Origin of the sequence: Paracoccus sp. N5 (genome assembly GCF_000371965.1) — a bacterium.
Taxonomy (GTDB): Bacteria; Pseudomonadota; Alphaproteobacteria; order Rhodobacterales; family Rhodobacteraceae; genus Paracoccus.
The window spans coordinates 955,924-976,715 of record NZ_AQUO01000002.1; the positions used below are offsets into that span (position 1 = coordinate 955,924).

Annotated in this window: 17 protein-coding genes, 1 pseudogene and 1 riboswitch; of the genes and pseudogenes, 9 read left to right on the top strand and 9 right to left on the bottom strand. The window is 68.2% G+C overall.

Going from position 1 to position 20,792, the window contains the following annotated elements; genetic code table 11:
- Window positions 1-46: 46 nt before the first annotated feature.
- Window positions 47-1,279, top strand: a complete 1,233-nt coding sequence (locus PARN5_RS0118945; protein ID WP_026155567.1) for an Hsp70 family protein — start codon at window positions 47-49, stop codon at window positions 1,277-1,279.
- Here PARN5_RS0118945 and PARN5_RS0118950 read toward each other — a convergent pair.
- Window positions 1,276-3,348: a DEAD/DEAH box helicase gene (locus tag PARN5_RS0118950; protein ID WP_026155568.1), complete on the bottom strand. Its 2,073-nt coding sequence runs from the start codon at window positions 3,346-3,348 to the stop codon at window positions 1,276-1,278. The genes PARN5_RS0118945 and PARN5_RS0118950 overlap by 4 nt on opposite strands.
- 132 nt (window positions 3,349-3,480) lie before the next feature.
- Window positions 3,481-4,404: a LysR family transcriptional regulator gene (locus PARN5_RS0118955; RefSeq protein ID WP_026155569.1), complete on the bottom strand. Its 924-nt coding sequence runs from the start codon at window positions 4,402-4,404 to the stop codon at window positions 3,481-3,483.
- A 116-nt stretch (window positions 4,405-4,520) separates the two neighbouring features.
- Here PARN5_RS0118955 and PARN5_RS0118960 point away from each other — a divergent pair, with 116 nt between their 5' ends.
- Window positions 4,521-5,846 carry a C4-dicarboxylate transporter DctA gene (locus tag PARN5_RS0118960; protein WP_018001350.1) on the top strand — a complete coding sequence of 442 codons (1,326 nt, stop codon included), beginning with the start codon at window positions 4,521-4,523 and terminating at the stop codon, window positions 5,844-5,846.
- Between the two features lie 101 nt (window positions 5,847-5,947).
- On the opposite strand, the gene PARN5_RS0118965 is transcribed toward PARN5_RS0118960, so the two are convergent.
- Complete coding sequence (locus PARN5_RS0118965; RefSeq protein ID WP_026155570.1) at window positions 5,948-6,826, bottom strand: LysR substrate-binding domain-containing protein; 879 nt, start codon at window positions 6,824-6,826, stop codon at window positions 5,948-5,950.
- Window positions 6,827-6,928: 102 nt separating this feature from the next.
- On the opposite strand from PARN5_RS0118965, the gene PARN5_RS0118970 reads away from it, so the two are divergent.
- Window positions 6,929-7,948: a YeiH family protein gene (locus tag PARN5_RS0118970; RefSeq protein ID WP_157404084.1), complete on the top strand. Its 1,020-nt coding sequence runs from the start codon at window positions 6,929-6,931 to the stop codon at window positions 7,946-7,948.
- A gap of 61 nt (window positions 7,949-8,009) precedes the next feature.
- Window positions 8,010-8,834 (top strand): DUF6635 family protein, encoded by an 825-nt coding sequence (locus tag PARN5_RS0118975; RefSeq protein ID WP_018001353.1) that lies wholly within the window; start codon window positions 8,010-8,012, stop codon window positions 8,832-8,834.
- Here the strand turns inward: PARN5_RS0118975 and PARN5_RS0118980 are convergent.
- Window positions 8,831-9,592, bottom strand: a complete 762-nt coding sequence (locus PARN5_RS0118980; RefSeq protein WP_018001354.1) for an SDR family oxidoreductase — start codon at window positions 9,590-9,592, stop codon at window positions 8,831-8,833. The two genes, PARN5_RS0118975 and PARN5_RS0118980, sit on opposite strands and share 4 nt — an antisense overlap.
- Before the next feature lie 181 nt (window positions 9,593-9,773).
- A riboswitch (cobalamin riboswitch) is annotated at window positions 9,774-9,916 on the top strand.
- Between the two features lie 90 nt (window positions 9,917-10,006).
- Here PARN5_RS0118980 and nrdH point away from each other — a divergent pair.
- The 4 genes from nrdH (at window position 10,007) to nrdF (ending at window position 13,811) form a co-directional block, all read left to right on the top strand.
- Window positions 10,007-10,228, top strand: coding sequence for a glutaredoxin-like protein NrdH (gene nrdH / locus PARN5_RS0118985; RefSeq protein ID WP_018001355.1), 222 nt, complete (start codon window positions 10,007-10,009; stop codon window positions 10,226-10,228).
- Between the two features lie 4 nt (window positions 10,229-10,232).
- On the top strand, window positions 10,233-10,658 hold the full coding sequence (gene nrdI, locus PARN5_RS0118990; RefSeq protein WP_018001356.1) for a class Ib ribonucleoside-diphosphate reductase assembly flavoprotein NrdI: 426 nt from the start codon (window positions 10,233-10,235) through the stop codon (window positions 10,656-10,658).
- Window positions 10,640-12,766: a class 1b ribonucleoside-diphosphate reductase subunit alpha gene (gene nrdE, locus PARN5_RS0118995; RefSeq protein ID WP_018001357.1), complete on the top strand. Its 2,127-nt coding sequence runs from the start codon at window positions 10,640-10,642 to the stop codon at window positions 12,764-12,766. Before nrdI ends, nrdE begins: the two co-directional genes overlap by 19 nt.
- Before the next feature lie 73 nt (window positions 12,767-12,839).
- A complete protein-coding gene (nrdF, locus tag PARN5_RS0119000; protein WP_018001358.1) occupies window positions 12,840-13,811 on the top strand; it encodes a class 1b ribonucleoside-diphosphate reductase subunit beta in 972 nt (323 codons plus the stop codon).
- Here the strand turns inward: nrdF and PARN5_RS0119005 are convergent.
- Both PARN5_RS0119005 and PARN5_RS0119010 read right to left on the bottom strand, forming a co-directional pair.
- The gene (locus tag PARN5_RS0119005; protein WP_018001359.1) at window positions 13,808-14,773 is read right to left on the bottom strand and encodes a bile acid:sodium symporter family protein; all 966 of its coding nucleotides are present in this window, start codon (window positions 14,771-14,773) and stop codon (window positions 13,808-13,810) included. The two genes, nrdF and PARN5_RS0119005, sit on opposite strands and share 4 nt — an antisense overlap.
- A 69-nt stretch (window positions 14,774-14,842) precedes the next feature.
- On the bottom strand, window positions 14,843-15,289 hold the full coding sequence (locus tag PARN5_RS0119010) for an Lrp/AsnC family transcriptional regulator (RefSeq protein WP_018001360.1): 447 nt from the start codon (window positions 15,287-15,289) through the stop codon (window positions 14,843-14,845).
- A gap of 129 nt (window positions 15,290-15,418) precedes the next feature.
- Here PARN5_RS0119010 and PARN5_RS0119015 point away from each other — a divergent pair, with 129 nt between their 5' ends.
- On the top strand, window positions 15,419-16,654 hold the full coding sequence (locus tag PARN5_RS0119015) for a PLP-dependent aminotransferase family protein (RefSeq protein WP_051071045.1): 1,236 nt from the start codon (window positions 15,419-15,421) through the stop codon (window positions 16,652-16,654).
- Between the two features lie 13 nt (window positions 16,655-16,667).
- On the opposite strand, the pseudogene PARN5_RS25020 reads toward PARN5_RS0119015, so the two are convergent.
- From PARN5_RS25020 to PARN5_RS0119025, 3 genes and pseudogenes are all read right to left on the bottom strand, one after another.
- Window positions 16,668-17,338, bottom strand: a pseudogene (locus PARN5_RS25020) (IS5/IS1182 family transposase).
- Window positions 17,339-17,519: 181 nt separating this feature from the next.
- Window positions 17,520-19,007 carry a glycerol kinase GlpK gene (gene glpK / locus PARN5_RS0119020; RefSeq protein WP_018001362.1) on the bottom strand — a complete coding sequence of 496 codons (1,488 nt, stop codon included), beginning with the start codon at window positions 19,005-19,007 and terminating at the stop codon, window positions 17,520-17,522.
- Between the two features lie 55 nt (window positions 19,008-19,062).
- Window positions 19,063-20,787, bottom strand: a complete 1,725-nt coding sequence (locus PARN5_RS0119025) for an ABC transporter substrate-binding protein (protein ID WP_026155571.1) — start codon at window positions 20,785-20,787, stop codon at window positions 19,063-19,065.
- Window positions 20,788-20,792: the final 5 nt, after the last annotated feature.

Here is a 20,792-nt window from a genome sequence, read left to right on the forward strand (position 1 = left end):
CGGAAAGCCGCTACCAGCGCGCCCTTTGCAGATCCCGGGGGACGCCATGGCAGAGACGCTGGCCATCGATTTCGGCACATCGAACTCGGCCGCCGCCGTGCTGCGGGGCGGCCGGCCGCTGCGGCTGGCCATCGAGCCGGGGGCCGAGACCCTGCCCACCGCCGTCTTCTTCCCGGCGCGCGGCGGCGCCATGCGCATCGGCGAGGCCGCGTCCGAGGCGCTGATCGCCGGCGCCGAGGGCCGCTATATGCGGGCGCTGAAAAGCGTGCTCGGCACCGAGCTTTTCCATGAATCGCGGCTGGTCGCCGGCCGGCGCCGCACGCTGGCCGAGATCGTCGCGGCCTTCCTGGCCGCGCTGCGCGAACGGTCCGAGGCGGCGACGGGATTGCGCTTTGCCCGCGCGCTGTCGGGCCGGCCGGTGCATTTCCACGCCGACCCCGCCAGCGACGCCCGGGCCGAGGCCGACCTGCGCGGCTGCTATCTGGCCGCCGGCTTCGCGCAGGTCGATTTCCTGCCCGAACCCGAGGCGGCGGCGCTGGCCAGCCATGGTCTGGGGCGCGAGGGCGAGCTGGGGCTGATCGTCGACATCGGCGGCGGCACCTCGGATTTCTCGGTGTTCCGCAGCCAGGGCGGCAAGGCGCAGATCCTGGCCAATCACGGCATCCGGCTGGGCGGCACGGATTTCGACCAGCAGGTCTCGCTGAGCCATGCCATGCCGGCGCTGGGACAGGGCGGCAGCCTGCGGCGCGAGATGGGCCCGGGCCTGTTGCCGGTGCCGAACGCGGTCTATGTGGATCTGGCGACCTGGGCCCGCATCCCCTTCCTCTATACGCCCGAGACCCGGCGCATGGCGACCGGGATGGTGCGCATGGCGGTGGACCGGCCGGCGCTGGATCGCCTGGTCGCGGTGCTGGACGAGGAACTGGGCCATGAGCTGGCCTTCGCGGTCGAGCGCGGCAAGATCGCGGCCAATACCGGCACCGAAGCCCGCATCGCCATGGGCTTCATCGAACCCGGGCTGGCGCGGGCCATCACGCCCGAGACGCTGGAGGCGGCACTGTCGGCCAACCGCCATGCGCTGGCCGAGGCGGCGGCCGAGACGCTGCGCCTGGCCGGCGTCACGCCCGGCCGGATCGGCAGCGTGGTGCTGGTCGGCGGCTCGAGCCTGATGGGCCTGGTCGCGGACGAGGCCCGGCGGCTCTGCCCGGGCGCAAGCCAGCTGCGCGCCCAGGCCTTTACCGCCGTCGTCGACGGGCTGGCGCTGGCGACGGCGCGTTAGCGCTTCGGCTTGCCCTTGGGCCCGGGCTTGGCGCCGGATTTCGGCGCCGCCTTGAAGCCGGGCTTGGCGCCGTCGCGGAACGGCTTGCCCTCGGCCTTGTGCGACTTGAAGCCGACCGCGCGCCGCGGCCGGGCCTCGGCGCCGTCGCGCTCTTCGCGCGGGGCCCCGCCATGCGAGCGGTATCCGGCCGCGCGCGGCGCCGCGGGCACGCCTTTCTGCGTCTGCTTCTTCTCGGCGCTCCAGCGCGCCTTGCGAACCGGCGCCTCGGCAGGCTCGGCCTCGGCCGCGGGCCACGGCGTCACATCGGCCGGGTCCAGCAGCGCCGGGCGCTTTTTCGGCGCGGGCCGTTCCACCGGCTGCGGCCGGGGCGTCTCGGCATAAGCGGCCCGCTCGCCGCCTTGCCCGCGATGCGGCTTCTTCTCGCGCGGCGCCTGCTCTTCTCTGTTTTCCAAATACCCCTGCCGAGGCTTCCGCTCGCGCGGCGCCGCCGGCTCGAACACCGGCTCGCCCTCGATGCGGCGCATGGTCAGGCCCGGCTCCAGCTCGGCCCGCTCGCCGAACTGGCCTGCGACCGCCGCGGCGATCTGCACGAAGGTCTGGTCGGTCTTGACCCGGATGGCGCCGATCTCGTCGCGGGTGATGCCGCCGGTCTCGCAGATCTTGGGCAAGAGCCAGCGCGCCTCGGCCCGGCCGGAATGGCCGACCGACAGGATGAACCAGACCGAGGGGCCGAATTCGCCGCGCTCGCGCGGGGCGGTGGGCGCGGGACCGGTGCTGTCCGACAGTTCCTCGGGCGTCGGGCGGCCTTCGCGCCACAGCCGCAGGAAGGCGGCCGCGACCTGTTCGGGGCCGAACCGCTCCAGCAGCGCGCCGGCCAGGGCCGCATCCTCGCCCGGGGCCTCGTTCAGGCCGGGATGCTCCAGCATGCGCTGGTCGTCCTGGGCCTGCACCTCGTCGGCCGAGGGCGCCTTGCCCCATTCCGCCACCAGCTTGGCGCGCTGCAAGAGCCGCTGCGCCCGCTTGTATTCCGAGGACGGCACGATCAACACCGAAGTGCCCTTGGCCCCGGCCCGGCCGGTGCGGCCCGAGCGGTGCAGCAGCGTGTCGGGATTGGTCGGCAGGTCGGCATGGATCACCAGCTCCAGCCCCGGCAGGTCGATGCCGCGCGCCGCCACGTCGGTGGCGATGCAGACCCGGGCGCGGCCGTCGCGCAGCGCCTGAAGCGCATGGCTGCGCTCCTGCTGGCTCAGCTCGCCCGACAGCGCCACGACCTTGAAGCCGCGATTGCCCATGCGCGCCAGCAGGTGGTTCACGTTCGCGCGGGTCTTGCAGAAGATGATCGCGCGGCTGGCCTCATAATAACGCAGCGTGTTGAAGATCGCGTGCTCGCGGTCGCGGGTCTGGACCGAAAAGGCGCGGTATTCGATGTCGCCATGCTGGCGCGCCTCGCCCTGGGTCTGGATGCGCAGCGCATCGCGCTGGAAATCGCGGGCCAGCGCCTCGATGGCCGGCGGCACGGTGGCCGAGAACATCAGTGTGCGGCGATCCGCCGGCGCCGCGCCCAGGATGAACTCGAGATCCTCGCGGAAGCCCAGGTCCAGCATCTCGTCGGCCTCGTCCAGCACGGCGGCGCGCAGGCCCGACAGGTCCAGCGAGCCGCGCTCGATATGGTCGCGCAAGCGGCCGGGGGTGCCGACGACGATCTGCGCGCCGCGCTCCAGCGCCCGGCGCTCGTTGCGATAATCCATGCCGCCGACGCAGGTCGCGATCGAAGCGCCGGCGTAAAGCCAGGCCAGTTCGCGCGCGACCTGAAGCGCCAGCTCGCGCGTCGGCGCGATGGCCAGCGCCAGCGGCCGATCCGCCGCGGGCAGGGCATCGCCGTCCAGGATGTCGCCGGCCATGGTCAGGCCGAAAGCCACGGTCTTGCCCGAACCGGTCTGGGCCGAAACCAAGAGGTCGCGTCCCCGCGCCTCGGGCGCCAGCACCGCCTGTTGCACCGAGGTCAGGCTGGCATAGCCCTTGGCCGCCAGCGCCGCGGCCAGAGGCGCGGCAATATCATAGTCGTTCATGTTCTTCGCCAGAAAGGGGATGCGGTCGCATCCGGGTGACGGCACCATTCCCCTTTGCGGCCGGGCCCTCCACAGCCCGCCGGCCCGGAACGCGGAGCCAAGCCGCCCGCCTAACGCTTTCGGGCCCGCAAGTCAAAGCGTATTCGGCCCGCCCGACCCGGCGTCACGGCCGCGGTCCCGGGCCAGGCTGCGGCGGATCTCGTCCAGGAAGATGCGCAGCGCCGGCACCGGGTCGTCGTGGTGATAGACGATATAGACCTCCGAGATCGGCGGATCGGGCCGGATCGGCAGAAAGCTCAGCGGACCCGCGGTCAGCCGGGCGATGCCGGCCGGCACGATGCTGACGCCGAAGCCCGCGACGATCAGGCTGGGGATCGACTGCGCATCGACCACCTGCTGCGACACCCGCGGCCGATAGCCCGCCGCGACGATGCAGGCCATCACATAGGCGGCGAAATCCGAGCTGTCGGGGCGCAGCACCACATGCTGGTCCTCGCGCAGGTCCTGGATCGAGACGCAGGTGCGCCCGGCAAGCCGGTGGTCGCTGCGCACCAGGGCCACCATCTCCTCGCGCCAGCCGTATTCATGCGCCAGCTCCGGGTCGCGCGGCACCGAGCGGTTGAAGCTGACATCGGTGCGGCGGCTGAGGATCTCGCTGATCTGCACGGTTGGCGACTGCTCGTGCACCCGCAGCGTGATTCGCGGGTGCGCCTTGGCAAAACGGGCCAGAAGCTCGGCCAGCCCGCCGCGCAGGATCGATCCGGTTGCCCCGATTTCCAGCATCCCGTCCTGGCCCTGCTGAATTTCGCGGATCTCTTGCAGGCTGCGCTCGTATTGGTCCAGGATGGTGCGCGCCCGTTGCAGGAACACCTCTCCGGCCCGGGTCAGGGCGACGCGGCGGCTGGTGCGGTTGATCAGCTCGGCGCCGACTTCGCGCTCAAGTGTCTGAATCTGCGTGCTGAGCGGCGGCTGCGACATATGCAGGCGCTTGGCTGCGCGGGTATAGTTCAGCTCTTCGGCCATGACCACGAAACAGCGCAATTGGCGTATTCTCATATCGTCACCCTATAGATTCCCCATAAATCAATATTAGACACACAGGTGACATTTCACCAAGAATTCCAGTATCGGGCGGCCCAAGAAGCGCCGCCGGTCGCAGGGAGGAACGACATATGCCGAATTGGTCCCGGTCCTTGTTTGGACAGGTCTGCGTGGCGCTGGTGCTGGGGATTGCCGCCGGCTTCTTCGCGCCCGAATTCGCCGCCAAGATGAAGCCGCTGGGAGACGGCTTCATCAAGCTCATCAAGATGCTGATCCCGGTCATCGTCTTCTGCGTCGTGGTGCATGGCATCGCCGGCGCGGGCGACCTGAAGAAGGTCGGCAAGGTCGGCGTGCGCGCCATCATCTATTTCGAGGTCATCACCACCGTCGCCCTGGCCCTGGGCCTGGCCATCGCCTATCTGTTCGGGCCGGGCCACGGCATGAACATCGACGTCAGCACGCTGGATGCCTCGGCGCTGTCGGCCTATGTCGACCGGGCGCATGAGGTCAGCGACGGCGGCACCATCGCCTTCCTGATGAAGCTGATCCCGACCACCATGGTCAGCGGCTTCGCCGAGGGTGACGTGCTGCAGGTGCTGCTGGTCTCGGTGCTGTTCGGCTGCGCGCTGTCGCTGGTCGGGCCGCGGGCCGCGCCGCTGCTGGGCATGATCGAGCTGGTCGGCGACACCACCTTCAAGATCATGTCCTTCATCGTCCGGCTGGCGCCGCTGGGCGTCTTCGGCGCCATCGCCTTCACCACCGGCAAATACGGCGTCGGCTCGCTGGCGCAGCTGGGTTCGCTGGTCGCGCTGTTCTACGTCACCATCGCCATCTTCGTCTTCGTGGTGCTGGGACTGGTGATGCGGGTCGCGGGCTTCAGCATCTTCAAGCTGCTGCGCTATCTGCGCACGGAGATCGGCATCGTCGCCGGCACCGCCTCCAGCGACTCGGTGCTGCCGCAGACCATGCGCAAGCTGGAGCATCTGGGCATCAAGGACTCGACCGTGGGCCTGGTGGTTCCGACCGGCTATTCCTTCAACCTGGACGCCTTTTCGATCTACCTGACGCTGGCCGCCGTCTTCATCGCCCAGGCGACGAACACGCCGCTGGCGACGGGCGATCTGCTGGCGATCCTGGGCGTGGCGCTGATCACCTCGAAGGGCGCGCATGGGGTTCCCGGCTCGGCCATCGTGATCTTGGCCGCGACGCTGGCCGCGATCCCGGCCATCCCCGCCATCGGCCTGGTGCTGGTGCTGTCGGTGGACTGGTTCATGGGCATCGCTCGGGCGCTGGGGAACTACCTGGGCAATTGCGTGGCCACCGTGGTCGTCGCCTCTTGGGTCGGGGACATCGACCGCGACCGCGCCCGCCGGGTGCTGGACGGCGAGGACATGCCGACGCTGGACATCCTGGACGAGGACACGCCCGTCTCGAATACCGTGCCGCAGCACGGCTAGAAGTCCCTCGCGCTGCGGGACGGGTCGCGCGACACCTCCCGGCCCGCATCGCCGAGAAGACGGCCTGCGCCTTCCCTCCCGAAGGCGCAGGTCTTTTCGCATCAGCCCACCAGCAGGCCGATCAGCGCCTGCATGGCGCGGGTGCGATGGCGCCGGGGATCGGTCAGCAGCGAAAACGGCCGCTCGGCCCCCGGCAGCGGCAGGCTGCGGATGCGCCCGGCGGCGGCCGCCGTCTCGACCGCGCGATGCGATAGCGCGGCCAGCCGGCGGCTGGCGGCCACCGCGCTCAGCACCGCCTCGTTCGAGGGCAGGTCCAGCGCCTCGGGCAGGTCGGCGACCGCAAGCCCCTGCCCCGCCAGCCAATGCTCGAAAGCCGAGCGCGTGCCCGAGCCCGGCTCGCGCAATACCCATGGGCAGGCGGCAAGCTGCGCCAGCGGCGCTTCGGTCAGCCCGGCCCAGGGGTGGTCCGCCGCCATGACCAGCACCAGCCGGTCGCGCGCCACGACCTGAAGATGCAAACCGCCATGCGCGACCTCGCCCTCGACCAGGCCGATGTCGGCCGCGCCCTCGGCCACGGCATCGGCGACCTGCGTGGTATTGCCGACCGTCAGCCGCAGCTCGATGCCCGGATGCAGGTCGCGCAGCGCCACCAGCCGGGGCGGCAGCCAATAGCTGGCGACGGTCTGGCTGGCATGCAGGCGCAGCCGGCCGCGCGGTTCGCGCGCCAGATCCTCCAGCACCATCTCGGCGGTCTCGGCCCGGTCGAGCACCGCACGGGCCTCGGCCATGAAGGCGGTGCCGGCATCGGTCAGCACGATGCGCCGGCCGACGCGGTCGAACAGCCGCACGCCATGGCGCGCCTCGAGCGCCGAGATCGCGGCGCTGACCGCGGATTGGGTCAGGCCCAGAACCTCGGCGGCACGGGTGACATGCTGGCGCTCGGCCACGGCCAGAAAGATGCGGAGCTGTTCAAGCGTCATGACCAACCCATAAGTCAAATCGAACGATCTGACAAATATAATGCGATGGAATGATGATTGCGCAGGAACCATGTTCCACCGTAACGGCAAAGGAGCGGAATCATGTCCCAGATGGATCATGCACAAGGCGGAACCCCGGGTTTCATCGCCGGGCTTGCGGCGACCCTGCCGGGGCTGGGGCTGACCTGTATCCTTGCGGTGGCGGCCATGGCGGTGCAGCGCCTGTCGGGCATCCCGGCGCTGAGCCCGCTGGTGGTGGCCATGGTGCTGGGCATCGCGGTCAGGAACCTGATCGGCACGCCGGCACTGGCGCAGCCGGGGATCACCTTTTCGCTGCGGCGGATCCTGCGCCTCGCCATCGTCCTGCTGGGCTTCCAGCTGACGCTGGCGCAGCTGCGCGCCGTCGGGCTGCCGGGACTGGCGGTGATCTCGGTCACGCTGGCCGCGACCTTCCTGTTCACGAAATGGGCCGGCCGGGCGCTGGGGGTCGAGCGGCGGCTGGCCGAGCTGATCGCCGCCGGCACCTCGATCTGCGGCGCCTCGGCGGTGATCGCGACGAATACCGTCACCCGCGGCGCGGATGAGGACGTGGCCTATGCCATCGCCTGCGTGACGGTCTTCGGCTCGCTGTCGATGATCGCCATGCCGGTGCTCGGCAGCCTGCTGGGCATGGACGCGGCGCATTACGGCATCTGGACCGGCGCGACCATCCACGAGGTGGCACAGGTCGTCGGCGCCGGCTTCCAGCACGGGGCCGAGGCCGGCCAGGCCGCCACCGTCGCCAAGCTGAGCCGGGTGATCCTGCTGGCGCCGATGATCCTGATCCTGGGCGCGCTGGCCCGCCGTCGCGGCGGCAGCGCCCATGGCAGCGCGCCCGCGCCCTGGTTCGTGCTGGGCTTCATCGCCGTCGTGCTGCTGAACAGCGCCCTGCCGCTGCCCGAGGGCGCCAAGGCCCAGGTCGTCACCCTGACCTCGTTCCTGCTGACCGTGGCGCTGGCCGCGATGGGGCTGGAGACCGACCTGCGCAAGCTGCGCGCCAAGGGCGTCCGGCCGCTGGCGCTGGGGGCGCAGGCCTGGCTTTTCATCTCGGGCCTGGGATTTGCCCTGGTCGGGCTGGTCTGAGCCATTGATCGGCCGGGCCGGCGGCCCTAGGTAGAAGGCGACCCTGCCGACCGGAGCCGCCATGCCGCCCGCCGACACCCGCCCGATGACCCGGCGCGAGACCGAGGTGCGCCGCTTTGTCCGCGCCCGCTTCGGCTTGCGCGGCACCCTGGCGCTGCATCGCCACGCGCTGGGGCTGGACCTGCTGCGGGCGCCGGTCAATGTCCTGCTGTCGCCGGTCTTCCTGCTGACGCGGCTGGCGGTGCCGCTGCTGCGCCGCCTGGGCGCGGTGCGGGCGGCCGACTGGATGGCGCGGCGGCGGATCTTCTTGCCCTCGGACCTGTCGCATCATATCGTGGACGACCTGACCGGCTTCATCGCCGCGCTGGATGCCCAGGGGCTGGGCCCGAAGGCCCCGCCCGAGGCCGTGGCCCGCGCCACCGCCGACTATGCCGAGACGCGCAATGCCGTGTCCGAGATCACCACCTCGGTCCTGGTGCTGCTGGCGGGGCTTTTGCTGTTTCACCGCGCGACGCCGGGCGTCATCTCGCTGGCCGGGCCGCTGGCCGACATGCGGGCGCAAAGCCAGGCGATCCAGGACTTCGCGCTGGGAAGCTGGGCGGGCGGATTGTGGTATGGCATCTTCCCGCGCGAGCTTTCCACGCTCGAAGTGATCGCGACCGGGTTCGGGCTGGCGGTCCTGGCCTCGGTGGTGACGACCTTCGCCGGGCTGCTCGCCGACCCGCTGCAACTGGCCGCGGGCACGCATCGGCGCCGGATCATGCGGCTGCTTTCGCGGCTCGACCGCGCCGCCGAGGCGCCGGCGCTGGAGCGCGAGCACCTGCTGGCCCGGATGGGCGACCTGACCGATGCCTGCCTGAGCCTGTGGCGCAGCCTGAAGGGCTAGGCCTTGCAGATCGAATTGCCGCCATCGGCCAGCATCGCCGTGCCGGTGACGAAGCTCGCGTGGTCGGACAGCAGGAACAGCGCCGCGCGGGCGATCTCCTCGGGCCGGGCCATGCGCTTCAGGGCATGCAGGCCGGCGATGAAGCCGGCGGTTTCGGGGTTGGTCGCGGCATCGCCCGCCATCTCGGTCAGCGTGCCGCCGGGCAGCAGGGCATTGGCCCGGATATTCTGCGGGCCGTAATCCACCGCCAGCGCCTGCACCAGCCCGATCAGCCCGGCCTTGGCCGCGGCATAGCCGCCCATGCCCGGCAGCACCGCGGTATGGCCGATGAAACTGCCGGTAAAGACCAGCGCGCCGCCGCCCCGCGCCAGCAGCGCCGGCACCTGCGCCCGCGCGGCCAGGAAGGCGGCGGTCAGGTTGGTGGCGATCAGCCGCTGCCATTCCGCGTCCGGGATCTCGTGCACCAGCGCGTCCGAACCGATCTGCCCGGCATTGTTGAAGGCGCCGTCGAGCCCGCCGAAGCGGTCCTGCGCCAGCGCGACCAGCGCCTCGGCATGGCCGGGCGCCGTGACATCGCCGGCCAGCACCGCGACGCGGCCCGTGCCCTGATCGATTCGGGCGGCGAGGTCGGCAAGCCGATCCTCGCGCCGGGCCGAGATCACCAGCCGCGCGCCCTCGGCCGCGAAGATCTGCGCCGCGGCGGCGCCGATGCCGCTGGAGGCGCCGGTGATGATGAAGGTCTTGTCCTTGAGCAGCATTCTGCTTTTCCCTTGCTTGTTGCGAGCCCAGCATGGGCCGGAACCCGCATCGGGAAACCCGGTTTCTTGCGCTGGTAACCGGGTGTTCGCGTTAAGGTCCAAAATGCCTGCGACCACCAGATAGCGGGGGATAGATCGCCCGGGAACACCATATCTGGATTGACGCGCGCCTTCCGACATGGCTTATTGGGGCGGTCATGGTTAACCCGGTTTCGACCGGGAGACACAGAGGGCAGCCGGCGATTTCCGGCACGGCCCCCGCAGTCGGAAGCCCGGTCCCGGGGACTGCGAGTCGCAAGACCTGCCATGGCACCGAAATGACGACACCGTGCGGCGGGCGCGGGGCTTGATCGGTGCGATGGCATGACCATCGGCCCGGCCTTGTGCTGCCCACAGCAAAAAAGGAGCAGAGGCATGTCCATCACCGTTTATTCCAAGCCCGCCTGCGTGCAATGCACCGCCACCACCCGCGCGCTCGACGCACGCGGCCTGGACTATCACCTGGTCGACCTGACCGAGGATGACGCGGCAATGGAACTGGTCACCTCGCTGGGCTATCGTCAGGCGCCGGTCGTCGTCGCCGGCGAGGCGCATTGGGCCGGCTTCCGCCCGGACATGATCGGCCGCCTGTCCTAAGGCCATGGCCGGCGGGGGCGATCTGGTCTATTTCTCCTCGGCCTCGGGGAATACGGCGCGTTTCGTGGCGCGGCTGGGCCTGCCCGCCTCGCGCGTCCCGATCTCGCCCAAGGATGCGATGCCGGCGCCGGTTCGGCCCTATGTGCTGATCTGCCCGACCTTCGCCGATGGCGAGGGGCGCGGGGCTGTCCCGAAGCAGATCATCCATTTCCTGAACGACCCCGACCGCCGCGCCGGGCTGCGCGGCGTCATCGCCACCGGCAACCGGAATTTCGGGGCGACTTACGCCTTGGCCGGCAGGGTGATTTCTGACAAGTGCAACGTCCCCGTGCTGTATCGATTCGAACTGGCGGGGACTGATCTGGACATTTCCCGCGTGCTGGCGGGGCTCAACAAATTCTGGGGGACGGAATGCTTGACGATGGCGTAAAGGCCGAGCTCGATTATCACGCGCTCAACGCGATGCTGAACCTTTACGACGGCGAGGGCAAGATCCGCTTCGATGCGGATCGCAAGGCCGCGCGGCAGTATTTCCTGCAGCACGTCAACCAGAACACGGTGTTTTTCCACAACCTCGACGAGAAGCTGCGCTATCTGGTCGACGAGGGCTATTACGAGCCCGAGGTGCTGGACCAGTATTCCAAGAATTTCCAGCGCGCGATCTGGGATGCCGCCTATCAGAAGAAGTTCCGTTTCCCGACCTTCCTGGGCGCGTTCAAGTATTACACCAGCTACACGCTGAAGACCCGCGACGGCCAGCGCTACCTGGAACGCTATGAGGACCGCGTGGTCATGGTCGCCCTGGCGCTGGCGCGCGGCGACGAGGGCCTGGCCATGCGCTTCATGGACGAGATCCTGTCGGGCCGCTTCCAGCCGGCGACGCCGACCTTCCTGAACGCCGGCAAGAAGTCGCGGGGCGAGCTGATCTCGTGCTTCCTGCTGCGGCTGGAAGACAACATGGAGTCCATCGGCCGCTCGATCAACTCGGCGCTGCAACTGTCGAAGCGCGGCGGCGGCGTGGCCTTGATGCTGACCAACCTGCGCGAGGCCGGCGCGCCGATCAAGGGCATCGAGAACCAGTCCTCGGGCGTGATCCCGGTGATGAAGCTGCTGGAAGACAGCTTTTCCTATGCCAACCAGCTGGGCGCGCGACAGGGCGCGGGCGCGGTCTATCTGAACGCGCATCACCCCGACATCCTGCGCTTCCTCGACACCAAGCGCGAGAACGCCGACGAGAAGATCCGCATCAAGACGCTGAGCCTTGGCGTGGTCATTCCCGACGTGACCTTCGAACTGGCGAAGCGCAACGAGGATATGTATCTGTTTTCGCCGCATGACATCCAGAAGGTCTATGGCGTGCCCTTCTCGGAAATCTCGGTGACCGAGAAATATGCCGAGATGGTGGACGACAAGCGCATCAAGAAGCGCAAGATCAACGCCCGCGCATTCTTCCAGACCCTGGCCGAGATCCAGTTCGAAAGCGGCTATCCCTATATCATGTTCGAGGACACGGTGAACCGCGCCAATCCCGTGCATGGCCGCATCACCATGTCGAACCTTTGCAGCGAGATCCTGCAGGTGAACGAGGCGAGCGAGTTCAACGAGGATCTCAGCTATTCCCATTTGGGCACTGATATTTCGTGCAATCTCGGCTCGCTGAACATCGCTGCGACCATGGACGGCCCGGACCTGGGCGCCACCGTCGAGGCGGCGATCCGGGCGCTGACCGCGGTATCGGAAATGTCGGCCATCGACGCCGTGCCCTCGATCCGGCGCGGCAATGACGAGGCCCATGCCGTGGGCCTGGGCCAGATGAACCTGCACGGCTTCCTGGCCCGCGAGCGTATCCATTACGGCAGCCCCGAAGGGGTCGAGTTCACCTCGGTCTATTTCGCCGCCGTGGCCTATCACGCCATCCGCGCCTCGAACCTGCTGGCGCAGGAGCATGGCAGCACCTTCAAGGATTTCGAGAAGTCGAAATATGCCGACGGCTCGTTCTTCGACAAATACACCGAAGCCGACTGGCTGCCGACGCTGCCCGACGTCGAGCGGGTGTTCGAGAACGTCACCCTGCCCACGCGCGCGGACTGGGCGGCGCTGAAGCAATCGGTGATGCAGCACGGGCTTTACAACCGCAACCTGCAGGCGGTGCCGCCGACCGGCTCGATCAGCTATATCAACAACTCGACCAGTTCGATCCACCCGATCGTCGCCAAGATCGAGATCCGCAAGGAAGGCAAGATCGGCCGGGTCTATTACCCCGCCGCCTTCATGTCGAACGAGAACATCGAGTTCTACCGCGACGCCTATGAGATCGGGCCCGAGGCGATCATCGACACCTATGCCGCCGCGACCGAGCATGTCGACCAGGGCCTGTCGCTGACGCTGTTCTTCCCGGCCGAGGCCACGACGCGCGACATCAACCGCGCGCAGATCTATGCCTGGAAGAAGGGCATCAAGACGATCTATTACATCCGCCTGCGCCAGACCGCGCTGGAGGGCACCGAGGTGCAGGGCTGCGTGTCCTGCACGCTGTGATCGGCCGTAGCGGTGGGGGCTGTCTGCCCCCACACCCCCGAGGATATTTGCACAAGAAAGAAAGGTTCTTCGGATGAAGGATCACGCGCTCCGGACCCCCTTGCGGGCGATCAACTGGAACCGGCTGGAGGACGAGAAGGACCTGGAGGTCTGGAACCGGCTGACCGTCAATTTCTGGCTGCCCGAGAAGGTGCCGCTGTCGAACGACGTACAGAGCTGGGCCACGCTGCGCCCGGCCGAGCGTGAGCTGACCATCCGGGTCTTTACCGGGCTGACGCTGCTCGACACGGTGCAGAACACCATCGGCGCGCCCTCGATGATGCCCGATGCGCTGACGCCGCATGAAGAGGCGGTGCTGTCGAACATCAGCTTCATGGAGGCGGTGCATGCGCGCTCCTACAGCTCGATCTTCTCGACGCTGTGCCTGACCAAGGAGGTGGACGAGGCCTTTCGCTGGGCCGAGGAGAACCCGCATCTGCAGACCAAGGCGCGCACCATCGTCGAGAAATATGCGGCCGGGGCCGATCCCTTGAAGCGCAAGATCGCCTCGGTCTTTCTGGAGAGCTTCCTGTTCTATTCCGGCTTCTACCTGCCGATGTACTGGTCGAGCCGCGCCAAGCTGACCAATACCGCCGACCTGATCCGCCTGATCATCCGCGACGAGGCGGTGCATGGCTATTACATCGGCTACAAGTACCAGCGCGGGCTGGAGAAGCTGAGCGCCGAAAAGCAGCAGGAGCTGAAGGACTTCGCCTTTTCGCTGATCTTCGATCTTTACGAGATCGAGTCGCGCTATACGGCCGAGCTTTACGACGGCATCGGCCTGACCGAGGACGTGAAGGCCTTCCTGCATTACAACGCCAACAAGGCCTTGCAGAACCTGGGCTATGAGGCGCTGTTCCCGCCCGCCGCCTGCGAGGTGAACCCGGCGATCCTGGCCGCGCTGTCGCCCGACAGCGAGAACCATGACTTCTTCAGCGGCTCGGGCTCGTCCTATGTCATCGGCAAGGCGGTCGCGACCGAGGACGAGGACTGGAACTTCTAGGCTGCGGCCCGGGCGTGGCGCTGCGCCACAGCCGAGCAGACCAGCAATTGCGTCATGTGATAGATCATCACCGGCAGCACGGTCGCCCCGACCGTCGCTGCCGGGAAGATCGCATAGGCGATGGGCAGGCCCGAGGCGAGGCTTTTCGTCGAGCCGCAGAAGAACAGCACCGCCTGGTCGGCCGGCGGCAGGCCGCAGGCGCGGCCGGCGAAAACCATGATCGTCATGGCCAGCGCCAGGAACAGGGCCACCACCAGGAAGCACAGCACCAGTCCCGAGGCCGGGATGGTCGACCAGATCCCCGCCACCGTGCCGGCGCCGAAGGCGGAATAGACGATGAGCAGGATCGAGCCGCGGTCCACGATCATGGTCAGCAGCCTGTGGCGCTGGACGAAGCTGCCGATCCAGGGCCGCAGCACCTGTCCGACCACGAAGGGCAGCAGGATCTGCAGCGCGATCTTTTCCACCGCCTCGAGGCTGACGGCCGCGCCCTCCTGGTGCAGGATGCGCGTGACCAGCAGCGGCGTCAGCACCACTCCGACCAGGTTCGACATCGAAGCGGCGCAGATCGCCGCCGGGACATTGCCGCGCGCGATCGAGGTGAAGGCGATCGAGCTCTGGATCGTCGAGGGCAGCACGGCCAGGAACAGCAGGCCCAGCGTCAGTTCCGGGCCCAGCATGCCGCCGAACACCGCCGCCAAGGCCAGGCCCAGGATCGGGAACAGCCCGTAGGTCGCGGCGAAGGTCAGCCCCTGCAGCCGCCAGTTCAGCATCCCGGCCCGGATCGAGGCCGGGTCCAGCTTGGCGCCGTAGAGGAAGAACAGCAGCACCACCGCCCACCAGGTCGCGAGCCGCAGCGCCTCGGCCGCCATGCCGCGGGCCGGCAGCAGCAGCCCCAGCGCCACGGTGGCCAGCAGAAGCAGCATGTAGGTGTCGATGCCGATGCGTTTCAGCGCGTTCATGGCGGTTCCCGTGGCTGGCGTTTCGGCGGTTCTGGACCACATGGCCGCCGGATACAAGCAAGCCCGGGATCAGTCGAAGCCCTGCTGCAGCACCACCATGGTCGAGGTCTCGCCCACCGCCGGGATGCGTTGCAGCACGTCGCGGATGAAATGGCCAAGCGCGTCGATGTCCTGGACCTGCACCCGCAGCATGTAGTCGATGTTGTTGCCGGTGACGAGAAAGCAGGCCATGACCTCGGGCCGGTCGCGCAGGGCGGCGAGGAACTCCGCGCTGCCCTCGGCGCCGCTGCGCGCCAGGCGCACCGCGATCAGCACGCTGACGTTCAGCCCCAGCGCCCGGGGGTCGATCTGCGCGGCATAGCCGGTGATGACGCCGGCCTCTTCCAGCCGCCGGACCCGGCGGCCGCAGGGCGTGGGCGACAGGCCGACCCGCTCGGACAGGTCGAGAATCGAGATCCGCCCCTCGGCCCGCAGATGGGTCAGGATGCGGTGGTCGATGGCGTCGAGTTCGATCATTGGCGAATCCGGTCGCTGTAAAGGCCGTTCTTGGCGTAATAGCGCGCAGCTTGCGCGATTGCAGCATGTCTTTGCAGGGACATGCCGCGATGGCGCCTGTATCCTGCGCCCGCCGTCCATGAGGTTGCCATGCCCGCCCCAGTCGCCGCCGCCGCCGCGCCCGAAACCGCCACCCGTCCCGATTTTGCCGAATGGCTGGGGCGGGGCAATGACGTGACCTCGGTCTTTCTGGCCGCCGGGCAGATCCCGGGGCTGATCAACCTGGGCGGCGGGCTGCCCGATCCCGCCCTGTTCCCGGCCGAGGAACTGGCCACGCTGGCGGCCGAGGCGATCCGCAGCCAGCCGCAGGATTGCCTGGGCTATGGTCCGATCCCCGGCCTGCCGGCGCTGCGCGACCGGATCGCGGCCCGGGCTTCGACCGAAAGCCTGCGCCTGACGCGCGAGAACGTGCTGATCACCTCGGGCGGGATGCAGGGGCTGGACCTGGTCGGCCGGGTGCTGATGCGTCCGGGTGCGGTGATCGCGGCGCAAAGCCCGGCCTATCTGGGTGCGCTGGACGCCTGGCGTCCGCATGATCCGGCCTATCGGCCGATGCTGCTGGAGCGGCCGGGCTTCGATCCGCGCACCGCGCTGGCGGGGGCGCAATTCGCCTATACCGTGCCGAATTTCTCGAACCCCAGCGGCCGGCTGGTGCCGCTGGAGGAACGCCGGGCGCTGGTCGCGGCGGCGCATGAAACCGGCACCTGGCTGATCGAGGACGATCCCTATGCCGTGCTGCATTACGACGCGGCGCCCCTGCCCCGTCTGCTGGACCTGTCGGGGGCACAGGCGCCGGGTGCCTATGCCGGGCCGGTGGTCCATATGGGGTCGCTGTCGAAGGAGCTGACACCGGGGCTGCGCATCGGCTGGGTCATCGCCGCGCCCGAGATGATCGCGGCGCTGGCGCTGGCCAAGCAGGGCGCAGATATGTGCAGCAGCGGCTTGTCCCAGGTGCTGGCGCTGCGGGCGCTGGAAACCGGCCTGGCCGAACGGATCCGGCCGCGTATCCTGGAAACCTATCGCCAGCGCCGCGACGCGCTTTGCGCGGCGATGCAGGCGCATCTGGCCGAGCAGCTGGACTGGCAGCGGCCGGTCGGCGGCATGTTCGTCTGGGCGCGGGCGCGCGATGCCAGGCTCGATACCGACCGGCTGTTGCGCCATGCGTTGCAGCACGGCGTCTGCATCTCGCCCTCCAGCGTCTTCGACCCCGAGGGGCGCGACCGCGGCGGGCTGCGGTTGAACTTCACCCTGAACCCGCCCGAGATGCTGGACGAGGCTTTCCTGCGGCTCGCACGCGCCATCCGCGCCGCGCTGGCCGAGGCCTAAAAGGCGTCTTCATTCAAGCGATCCAAGCCATTGCGCAGGCGAGGTCGACAAGCGCCTTGCATGAGGCGACGGTCTTCTCGCATCGCAGGGTTGTGCGGCGGAAGTTTTGATATTGTTTGATAAAATTCCGCGATGTGATGTTCTCCATAGAGCGCTCGGTCCAGTAGCCTGCTCTCGGCGCGGTTGCGGTTGCGCTTGGTCCGGGCTTTGGCCCGCAGGTCGTGGACGATGAAGCGGCGCGGCGCATCCGTGTCTATCCGGCATCGGCAATGACATGGCCGACGCCCGTCATCGCGGATCAACCCCTCGGCCTGCGGCCTGTCGGCCCGATGGCCCGGCGTGATCGTGAAGCGGCCGGCAGGCCCGAGCGCGTCCACCGCCGCATGGATCCTGGTCGTCGGCCAGCCGCGGGAGCGGCCGATGGCGTGAGCCTCAAGCCCCCTTTTGCGAGGTCGCATCGATCAGCACGTGTTCGAAGTCGGGATCGGCGCTCGACTCCTCGGATCGCTTGCTCGACGCTTGAGCTCCGGTGCCAACTCCAGTGGCAGTTGCGCCAAGGCGAGGCGCCCGCGTCAGCCACAGCACCGCGTCGATGAACAGATGGTTGTCGGCACCGGTGCGACCTCGAGGCAGAAGGGGTCCGATCCGGTCCCATGGTTCGTCCGTAACGGTTCGCCTGCTCAAGATCACCTCCGCTTTCGATCTTGAATCAGAACTCAGATATTGTCGCATTTCATCGACGCACACAACGACAACCCCAAGCCCTACCGACGGGTCAAATCCGCCGACGAAATCCTCGGGTCGGTCAAACGCTTCTGCCTGGGAACACAGTAAAACCTATGTGTCGAACTTGAGATTCAGGGGCCTAGACGGCGGCCATGGTCGCCGTGACCGCCTTTTTCCAGCCCTTGTAGCGGACCTCGCGGTGCTCGGGCGGCATCCCGGGCTCGAAGCGGCGGTCGAGCGCCCAGTTGCGGGCGAACTCCCCGGGCGGCGGGCAGAGGCCGGCGCGCAAACCGGCGAGATAGCCCGCGCCAAGCGCCGTGGTCTCGGTCACGCGCGGACGGTCCACGGGGGCGCCCAGGATATCGGCCAGGAATTGCATGGTCCAGTCACTGGCCACCATGCCGCCGTCGACGCGCAGCACGCTGTCGCCGGCGCCGGGCCAGTCGGCGCGCATCGCCTCGAGCAGGTCGCGGGTCTGGAAGCCGACGCTTTCCAGCGCCGCCCGGGCGAATTCCGCCGGGCCCGAATTGCGCGTCAGGCCAAAGATCGCCCCCCGGCAATCCGGCCGCCAATAAGGCGCGCCAAGGCCGGTGAAGGCCGGGACCAGCAGCAGTTCCTGCGAGGGATCGGCGGCTTCGGCCAGCGGCTGGGTCTCGGCGGCGTGGCGGATGATCTTCAGCCCGTCGCGCAGCCATTGCACCACCGCCCCGGCGATGAAGATCGAGCCCTCCAGCGCATAGGTGGTCCGGCCCTCCAGGCGATAGGCGATGGTGGTCAGCAGCCGGTTCGAGGACGGCACCCGCTCGGTCCCGGTGTTCAGAAGCGCGAAGCAGCCGGTGCCATAGGTCGATTTCATCATCCCGGGCTGGAAGCAGGCCTGGCCCACGGTCGCGGCCTGCTGGTCGCCGGCGACGCCCAGGATCGGGATCTCGCGGCCGAAAAGATCGGCGCGGGTCATGCCGAAATCGTCGGCGCAGTCCCTGACCTCGGGCAGCAGCGCCATGGGAATGTCCAGAAGCGCACAGATGTCCGCGTCCCAGCGGTTCTCGGCGATATTGTAAAGCAGCGTGCGGGCGGCATTGGTCGCATCGGTGGCATGGACCCGGCCGCCGGTCAGGTTCCAGATCAGCCAGCTGTCGACGGTGCCGAAGGCCAGTTCGCCCGCCTGCGCCCGCGCCCGCGCGCCGTCCACATTGTCGAGCAGCCATTTCAGCTTGGTGCCCGAGAAATATGGGTCCAGGAGCAACCCGGTGCGCGCCGCGATCATCGGCTCATGGCCCTGGGCCTTCAGCGCTTCGCACAGATCGGCGGTGCGGCGGTCCTGCCAGACGATGGCGCGGTGCAGCGGCTGGCCGGTCTTGCGGTCCCAGATGAGCGTGGTCTCGCGCTGGTTGGTGATGCCGATGGCGGCGATGTCGCCGGCGTGCAGCCCGGCCTTTTCCACCGCCGCTCGCGCCACGCCCGCCACGCTGACCCAGAGGTCCGAGGCGTCATGCTCGACCCAGCCCGAGGCCGGGAAATGCTGGGGAAACTCCTTCTGCGCCGAGGCGACGGGGTTCAGATCCGCATCGAAGATGATGGCGCGGGACGAGGTGGTGCCCTGGTCAATGGCAAGGATATGGGTCATGGCGGGTCCGGCGTCTTGGGGAACGGGGGGCGGCGCACCGCCCCCCGGATGGGCATTACTGCCAGGACTTGATCAGCTCGTCATAGGAAATCGTCTCGCCCTGCGGCTTTTCGTTTTCCAGCGGACCGACGGGCGAGCCCTCGGCGTCGAGCCATTCCTGCGGGTCCTTTTCCTCGTTCAGCTTGGGACCCAGGTCGCCCTGCACCTTCGAGCGCTCCAGGCGGGCCAGCACCTTTTCCTGCTCGGCGCAAAGCGCGTCCAGCGCCTCTTGCGGGGTCTTGGCGCCCGACAGCGCGTCGCCGATGTTCTGCCACCAGAGCTGCGCCAGCTTCGGATAGTCGGGGATGTTGGTCCCGGTCGGCGACCATTGCGTGCGCGCGGGCGAGCGATAGAACTCGATCAACCCGCCCAGCTTGGGCGCGCGGTCGCTGAAATGCTGGCTGTCGATGGTGGACTGGCGGATGAAGGTCAGGCCGACGTCGGACTTCTTCACATCGACCGTTTTCGAGGTGACGAATTGCGCATAGAGCCAGGCGGCCTGCGCGCGATCCACCGGCGTGGATTTCAAGAGCGTCCAGGAGCCCACGTCCTGATAGCCGATCTTGGTGCCCTCGGACCAATAGGCGCCATGCGGGCTGGGGGCCATGCGCCATTTCGGCGTGCCGTCCTCGTTCATCACCGGGGTGCCGGGCTTGACCATGTCGGCGGTGAAGGCGGTATACCAGAACATCTGCTGGGCGATGTCGCCGCGCGCCGGGACCGGGCCGGCCTCGCCGAAGGTCATGCCCATGGCTTCCGGCGGGGTGTATTTTTTCAGCCAGTCGATGGCCTTGGTCACGGCATAGACCGCCGCCGCATCGTTGGTCGCGCCGCCGCGCGCCACGCAGGAGCCGACCGGGCGCGAGTTCTCGTCGACGCGGATGCCCCATTCGTCCACCGGCAACCCGTTCGGCTCGCCCTTGTCGCCCATGCCGGCCATGGACATCCAAGCGTCGGTGTAGCGCCAGCCCAGGGACGGATCCTTCTTGCCATAGTCCATGTTGCCCCAGGCCTTCGCCGGGCCGCCCTCGATATAGGACATATCGCGGCCGGTGAAGAATTCGGCGATGTCCTCATAGGCCGACCAGTTCACCGGGACGCCCAGGTCATAGCCGTATTTGGCCTTGAAATCGTCCTTGGTCTTCTGGTCGTTGAACCAGTCGTAGCGGAACCAGTAGAGGTTCGCGAACTGCTGGTCGGGCAGCTGGTAGAGGTCGCCGTCCGGGGCGGTGGTGAATTTCAGCCCGATGAAGTCATCCAGGTCCAGGGTCGGGCTGGTGAAGTCCTTGCCCTCTTCCGCCATCCACTTGGTCAGGTCGCGGGCCTGCTGATAGCGCCAATGCGTGCCGATCAGGTCGCTGTCGTTGACGTAGCCGTCATAGATGTTCTCGCCGGTCTGCATCTGGGTCTGCAGCTTTTCGACCACGTCGCCCTCGCCGATCAGGTCGTGGGTGACCTTGATGCCGGTGATGGCACTGAAGGCCGGGGCCAGCACCTTGGCTTCGTATTCATGCGTGGTGATGGTTTCCGAGACCACCTTGATCTCCATCCCCGCCAGCGGCTTCGCGGCGTCGATGAACCACTGCATCTCCTTTTCCTGGTCGGCGCGCGAGAGCGTGGACAGATCCCCGATCTCGGCGTCCAGGAATGTCTTGGCGGCCTCCATGTCGGCCCAGGCCGGCGCGCCTCCCATGACCATCAGCGCCAGGGCTATGGCGGTGGTCGCTCTTGTCGGTCTCATGGTTT

Excerpts from the sequence above, each read along its gene's own strand:
- nrdF (WP_018001358.1), top strand. The coding sequence starts at position 12,840 with ATGAAGGATCACGCGCTCCGGACCCCCTTGCGGGCGATCAACTGGAAC.
- PARN5_RS0119005 (WP_018001359.1), bottom strand. The coding sequence starts at position 14,773 with ATGAACGCGCTGAAACGCATCGGCATCGACACCTACATGCTGCTTCTG.
- PARN5_RS0118955 (WP_026155569.1), bottom strand. The coding sequence starts at position 4,404 with ATGAGAATACGCCAATTGCGCTGTTTCGTGGTCATGGCCGAAGAGCTG.
- nrdH (WP_018001355.1), top strand. The coding sequence starts at position 10,007 with ATGTCCATCACCGTTTATTCCAAGCCCGCCTGCGTGCAATGCACCGCC.
- PARN5_RS0118950 (WP_026155568.1), bottom strand. The coding sequence starts at position 3,348 with ATGAACGACTATGATATTGCCGCGCCTCTGGCCGCGGCGCTGGCGGCC.
- PARN5_RS0118975 (WP_018001353.1), top strand. The coding sequence starts at position 8,010 with ATGCCGCCCGCCGACACCCGCCCGATGACCCGGCGCGAGACCGAGGTG.
- PARN5_RS0119015 (WP_051071045.1), top strand. The coding sequence starts at position 15,419 with ATGCCCGCCCCAGTCGCCGCCGCCGCCGCGCCCGAAACCGCCACCCGT.
- PARN5_RS0118945 (WP_026155567.1), top strand. The coding sequence starts at position 47 with ATGGCAGAGACGCTGGCCATCGATTTCGGCACATCGAACTCGGCCGCC.
- glpK (WP_018001362.1), bottom strand. The coding sequence starts at position 19,007 with ATGACCCATATCCTTGCCATTGACCAGGGCACCACCTCGTCCCGCGCC.
- nrdI (WP_018001356.1), top strand. The coding sequence starts at position 10,233 with ATGGCCGGCGGGGGCGATCTGGTCTATTTCTCCTCGGCCTCGGGGAAT.
- nrdE (WP_018001357.1), top strand. The coding sequence starts at position 10,640 with ATGCTTGACGATGGCGTAAAGGCCGAGCTCGATTATCACGCGCTCAAC.
- PARN5_RS0118960 (WP_018001350.1), top strand. The coding sequence starts at position 4,521 with ATGCCGAATTGGTCCCGGTCCTTGTTTGGACAGGTCTGCGTGGCGCTG.
- PARN5_RS0119010 (WP_018001360.1), bottom strand. The coding sequence starts at position 15,289 with ATGATCGAACTCGACGCCATCGACCACCGCATCCTGACCCATCTGCGG.
- PARN5_RS0119025 (WP_026155571.1), bottom strand. The coding sequence starts at position 20,787 with ATGAGACCGACAAGAGCGACCACCGCCATAGCCCTGGCGCTGATGGTC.
- PARN5_RS0118970 (WP_157404084.1), top strand. The coding sequence starts at position 6,929 with ATGTCCCAGATGGATCATGCACAAGGCGGAACCCCGGGTTTCATCGCC.
- PARN5_RS0118965 (WP_026155570.1), bottom strand. The coding sequence starts at position 6,826 with ATGACGCTTGAACAGCTCCGCATCTTTCTGGCCGTGGCCGAGCGCCAG.
- PARN5_RS0118980 (WP_018001354.1), bottom strand. The coding sequence starts at position 9,592 with ATGCTGCTCAAGGACAAGACCTTCATCATCACCGGCGCCTCCAGCGGC.